The 313-nt window shown below is 66.5% G+C and carries 1 protein-coding gene; it reads left to right on the forward strand.

All coding sequences use genetic code 11. From position 1 onward, the window contains the following. A partial coding sequence (locus AC0IYU_RS34820) for a hypothetical protein (RefSeq protein ID WP_472126967.1) occupies positions 1-313 on the forward strand: 313 nt, incomplete at both ends.

A 313-nucleotide genomic window follows, 5' to 3' on the forward strand; every position in this document is an offset into this window, starting at 1 on the left:
CGCGGGGTCTCGCAGAACTCGCTTCGCTCAAACAGCTGCGAGCCCTGATCCGCGAAACGCTGCGCTCCTCGGCGCAGGCAGAGGGGGTGGAGACCACCCGGGCCATTGCTTCGCTCGGCCACCAAGCCGCAGCAGGCGCTGCGCGCCTGCTGCGGTTGGTATCGGATCTGCAGTCTTGGCTGCTGGCTGTTGGCTGTTCGGAGCCGAGCGCAGCGAAGGCGTTTCGGTATCCCAACCCCTTCTGGATGCGCCGAGGAGCGCAGCGTTTCGCGGATCAGGGCTCGCCCTTGTTTGAGCGAAGCGAGTTTGGGCG

Source organism: Variovorax sp. AC103, assembly GCF_979254005.1.